Origin of the sequence: Stieleria sp. (assembly GCF_041595215.1) — a bacterium.
Lineage (GTDB): Bacteria > Planctomycetota > Planctomycetia > Pirellulales > Pirellulaceae > Stieleria > Stieleria magnilauensis.
In genome coordinates, this window is the sequence record NZ_JBFHKV010000702.1 from 1 (window position 1) to 4,681 (window position 4,681).

The window sequence follows — 4,681 nt, forward strand, 5'->3', positions numbered from 1 at the left end:
CCAAAAAACGCTGGACGCTTCGCGTCGTTGGCGTCTTTTGGGGAGAGGGGAGCCAGTGTATTTATTACAGCACCGGCAGTAATAAAATCGATATCCTCTCCCGTTGGCTCGGCTCATCGCCTGAAGACTAGACACCAACCTTCAAACACCTGCTATTCGCCGACCGAGGTGGTCACTTCGAACCCGAGGTCCTTGATCATTTGGTAATCCTCGTCCGGCGCCTGGCCTTGGGTCGTCAGGTAGTCGCCGACGAAGACGCTGTTGGCGACATACAGCCCGAGCGGTTGCAGCGTGCGGAGGTGGATTTCGCGTCCGCCGGAAATCCGTAGTTCGCGACTCGGGTTGACGAACCGGAACATCGCCAGGGCGCGCAAACAATCTTGCGGACTCAGGTCCTTCTTGCCTTCCAACGGCGTTCCGTCGATCGAATTCAAGAAGTTCAGCGGAATCGATTGGACGCCCAACTCCTTCAGGTCAAACGCCATCGAAATGATATCGTCGTACGTTTCGCCCATGCCGATGATGCCGCCGCTGCACATCTCCATGCCGGCGTCGCGAACATGGCGAAGCGTCTGCACGCGGTCGGCGTAGGTGTGCGTGGTGCAGATCTCCGCGTAATACTCTTCACCGGTGTTCAGATTGTGGTTCACCCGGTCGACGCCGCAGGCTTTCAGTCGGTCCGCTTGCTCCTTGGACAGCAACCCCAGACAGGCACAGATATCCAAGCCGTATTGTTTCTTGATTTCGGGAACGATCTCTTCAACCGCTTTCAGCTCGCGTTCATTGGGTCCACGGGCCGAAATCACCAGGCAATAGGTTTTCGCCCCACGCTCGGCGGCGACCTTGGCCGCCTCCATCAACGCGTCTCGCTTGAGAATGTTGTATTTGGGGACCGGAGCCTCGGAGATCTTTGACTGGCTACAGTAGTGGCAATCTTCGGGGCACAGACCGCTCTTGGCGTTCATCAAGAAATACAGCTGGACGGTCTTGCCGAAGTATTTTTGGCGCAGTCGGAACCCGGCCGAGAGCAACCGCAGCAGGTCATCGTCGGAGGATTCGAGAATCTGTCGGGCTTCATCCCGCGAGAGTTCGCCGCCGTCGAGAATTCGATCCGCCCAGGCGTCGAACGCAGCGGGCGAAGATGTCGGTGGGGCACTTGTGCCGGGAGCGGTGAGGTCGGTCGCCATAGCGGTTCTGTCAATCGGGAGCGGTTTGCCAAGTAACGTCGAATCGGTCACTATATTCTTATGGATCCGGCTCGTCGGCAAGCCGGGACGATGGAATCACTCTCAATCCCTAGGGATCGCTTTGATCCACTACTTCGTTCGGATCGGTGTTTTAGGCGAAATTCGGCTCGCTTCGGCGTTGGCCCCGGTCCAGCGTGGACGCCGCGTGGTGGTCCGCTCGCCACGCGGAATCGAGGTCGCCGAGGTGATTTCCGAGCGCCGCAGTGACTCTGGACGGGACAGCGACTCCGACGCGAGCGTGGTCGATCCCCCCGGCTATCGTATCGTGCGGCCGACGACGGATTCCGACGAGCTGCTGGTGGCCCGATTGGAACGCTACAAGACCCAAGCCATCGAGGCCTGCCGGACGCGGCTGGACCGATCCGCCAGCGGCGCGATGCTGCTGGACGTCGACCAGCTGTTGGACGGGGGCACGCTGCGGATGCACTTTCTCGGAGACGTAGACACCGACGCCCAACGGATTGCCGACGAGATCGCCGAAGAATACGAGTCCGTCGTCCGCACGAACCACCTGGCCGAGCTGTTGACCGACGGCTGTGGCCCCGAGTGTGGGACCACGGCCGGTTGCGGAAGCAGCGGCGGTTCCTGTGCCGGATGCAGCGGCTGCGGCGTGTAGAAGCGGACGGATCATCGATCCGTCCGAGCTGTGACGGCTGTTAGAGGATTTCCAACAGTTCGACTTCGAACACCAACACTTCGTTGGGTCCGATCGCGCCTGGGCTGCCACGATCGCCGTACGCCAATTCTGGCGGGATGTACAGCATCCACTTGTCGCCGACCTTCATCTTTTGCAGGGCCATTTGCCAGCCCTTGATGACGCCGCCGACCACAAACTCGGCCGGTTCGCCGCGTTTGACACTGCTGTCAAAGACTTCGCCGTCGATCAACGTGCCGGTGTAGTGCACACGAACGGTGTCGCTCGGGCTGGGGCTTCCACCATCCCCCGATTCGATCACCTTGTACTGCATGCCTCCGGCCAGTTCCTTGATTCCTTCCTTTTTCAGGTTGGCCTGCAGCCACTCTGCACCCTTGGCCTTGTTGGCTTCGGCTTTGGCTTGGATCGCCGCGGCCATTTCCTGGTGACGTTTGTTCAGCATGCCTTGAAGCTGCTGCTGAACGGCCATCAGCTCTTTTTCGGAGAGTTGAAGCTCGTTTTGTGCCAGAGCATCGGTCACCCCGACGGCAAACGCCTGGGGGTCAAAGTCTTCGGATTTCAAACCTTGTTGCCGCATCTGCTGACCCATCGAAAGTCCCAGGAAGTAGCCGATCGGATCCTTCTTGGCGATACCTTCTTTCGAAGCGTCAGGGGCGGTTTGGTCTTGTGCGTCGGTCATCAGCGTCATCATTGAGACGGCAGTGATCACCAGCAAGCAACGATACATTTGGAGTGTCCTTTGAGTGGAAGCAATCGCCGTTCATCACGAGGGAAGAAACGGAATCGGGCCTCAATGCGAAGCCCTTAACGGGAGAAATCATACCAGGAACCGCCGTTTAGGCGAGGTCCGGTGGAGAATTCGTCGCCGCTGGAGAGGAGTGAAGGAATGAGCGCCAACGGCGCGAAAGCCCGTTGAAGGATCGAAGAGCTCGCGCCCAATGCCACCTACTGCAAACGAATCGGGGTGTTTTTTGTTAGCGGTAGGGCGCGAGCCCTCCGGTCTTTCACGGTGTTTCCAAGCGGAAACCGGACGGCTCGCGCCGTTCCGCTACCTCCCTCTGTGCCAAAATCGATGGCATTGGGCTCGCGCCAAACGGCTGATTCAATCGACGAACCGTCCGCGAGTCCCGCTACTTGGCGAATTCGGGGACATCGCGGGTGCTGGAGACAGCCCCGCGAGCCAGGAAATCTGGCCAGACCTCGTCGCGGAGCTTTTGCTCGCCCAAGGCCAGCGTCTCGTTGACGTTCAGATTGCCTTCGAGAATGTGTGCGGAATTCAGCGCGTAGAACCCCGGCACGCTGGTGACGACCGGCGGCAAACGCGTGCTGTAGTCGATCGTCGACAGCGCCGCGACGTACTTCGCCCGAGCGACCTTGAACTCCAACACGTCGTCGCGAGAAAAGTGATCGTACATCCGCTCCAGCGTTTCCAGACAGCGCTGTTTGTAGTCTTCGTCCGGTTCGGCCAAGTCGGGATGATCGTCGGTCATGTACTTGGGCAAATAAACCAAGTGGTTCCCGCCCAACTGGGACTGCGAATCGACGATCGTCGACATCTCGATGATCCCCGTCAGCGGAACCCAGGTGTCGGTGATGTTGGTGACGTAATACGGGCTGATCGGTTTCTTCAACAACATCGACGCACAGACGACGCCCAAGTACTTGATCCCGCGTAGTTTCGATTTTTCCTCATCACGCAGCTGATCACATTGATCGGCGATCAAGGGCGAGGCAATTGTGGAAACCACATTGTCAAAGGTCTCGACACGCCCCTCACCGAAGTCGACTTCCAATCGGCCTGAAGCCGCATCATCGGTCTTGCGAACCGTTTTGACTCCGTGACCGCTCAACAGCCGAACGCCACGCTCGGCCAGGCTGCCCGTCCACACGTCCAGAATCCGCGCGTAACCGCCGGGGACGTAACCAAACATCTCCTTCTTCGCCCCGCTTCGACGTGCCTTGTACATCCGCTGGGTGTGCGCCCAAATGAATGCGGCGGAGGTCTGGCGATAGGCTTCACCGAGTTTTGCCTTGAGCAGTGGCAGCCAAACTTTCTCAAACGCGCCCTTGCCCGACCAACGCCGCAACCAGGATTCGACGGACTGTTGTTCCATCTTGCGGAAGTCGCGGATTTTGGACGCCAGAAAAATCGTGCCGCCCAAACGAACCCTTTGGAACAGGGACAGCGGTGGAAAACGCAGGAATTCCAGCGTGTTGCTCATCGACATCAATTTGCCGCCGGCGAAGAACCCCGTCTTGGTTTCAACCCACCGGAGTTCCTGTTCCAGTCCCAGCGACTGCAGTTGTTTCCGCAGCACCGAATCACTGAGCAACGTGACGTGATAGAAGCGATCCCAAGTGACGTCGCCGAGTTGCCAGGCGCTGGTCAGCCCGCCAAAGCTGGGGGCGGCTTCGGCGATGGTCACGTCTTGGCCCTTGCCGGCCAGTTCGTCGGCGATCTTCAGTCCCATCACGCCGCCGCCGATGACCAACCACCGTTTTTTCGGCGACGCGTGTTCGTCGTTGTCAGGCACGACTACCGTCCTCGCAATCGGTGGCGGGTGAGCAGCTTCAGCGTCAACCAGATGGTTTTAAAAACCTGCATCTTGCTCGCGCCGCCTTTGCGGTCATAACGCAGACGCAACGGTGCCTCGCCGAACAAGACGCCTTGTTTGCGCAGTTTCAACAAGATGTCCGCCATGCAAGAGAAGCCTTTTTCACCGACAAACGCATCGCCGTGATCGGCAAAGCCCTGACGGATCACCGAAGCTCGATAGGC

At 59.0% G+C, this 4,681-nt stretch carries 4 protein-coding genes and 1 pseudogene; 1 reads left to right on the plus strand and 4 read right to left on the minus strand.

Translation table 11 applies throughout. From position 1 onward, the window contains the following. Positions 1-152: 152 nt before the first annotated feature. Positions 153-1,187, minus strand: a complete 1,035-nt coding sequence (gene bioB / locus ABX749_RS22750) for a biotin synthase BioB (protein ID WP_145209774.1) — start codon at positions 1,185-1,187, stop codon at positions 153-155. Between the two features lie 121 nt (positions 1,188-1,308). Between bioB and ABX749_RS22755 the strand changes: the two genes are divergently transcribed. After that, positions 1,309-1,863: a hypothetical protein gene (locus ABX749_RS22755; protein WP_372898005.1), complete on the plus strand. Its 555-nt coding sequence runs from the start codon at positions 1,309-1,311 to the stop codon at positions 1,861-1,863. A gap of 40 nt (positions 1,864-1,903) precedes the next feature. Here the strand turns inward: ABX749_RS22755 and ABX749_RS22760 are convergent, their stop codons facing one another. The 3 genes and pseudogenes from ABX749_RS22760 to ABX749_RS22770 all read right to left on the minus strand — a co-directional run. After that, positions 1,904-2,629 (minus strand): FKBP-type peptidyl-prolyl cis-trans isomerase, encoded by a 726-nt coding sequence (locus tag ABX749_RS22760; protein WP_372898006.1) that lies wholly within the window; start codon positions 2,627-2,629, stop codon positions 1,904-1,906. Between the two features lie 403 nt (positions 2,630-3,032). Next, positions 3,033-4,436, minus strand: a complete 1,404-nt coding sequence (locus ABX749_RS22765) for an NAD(P)/FAD-dependent oxidoreductase (RefSeq protein WP_372898007.1) — start codon at positions 4,434-4,436, stop codon at positions 3,033-3,035. 2 nt (positions 4,437-4,438) lie between these two features. Further along, a pseudogene (locus tag ABX749_RS22770) lies at positions 4,439-4,681 on the minus strand (dolichol-phosphate mannosyltransferase); the annotation flags it as partial.

What these genes read in the sequence shown, in the direction of transcription:
- ABX749_RS22760 (WP_372898006.1), bottom strand. Translation starts at nt 2,629, where the DNA reads ATGTATCGTTGCTTGCTGGTGATCACTGCCGTCTCAATGATGACGCTG.
- bioB (WP_145209774.1), bottom strand. Translation starts at nt 1,187, where the DNA reads ATGGCGACCGACCTCACCGCTCCCGGCACAAGTGCCCCACCGACATCT.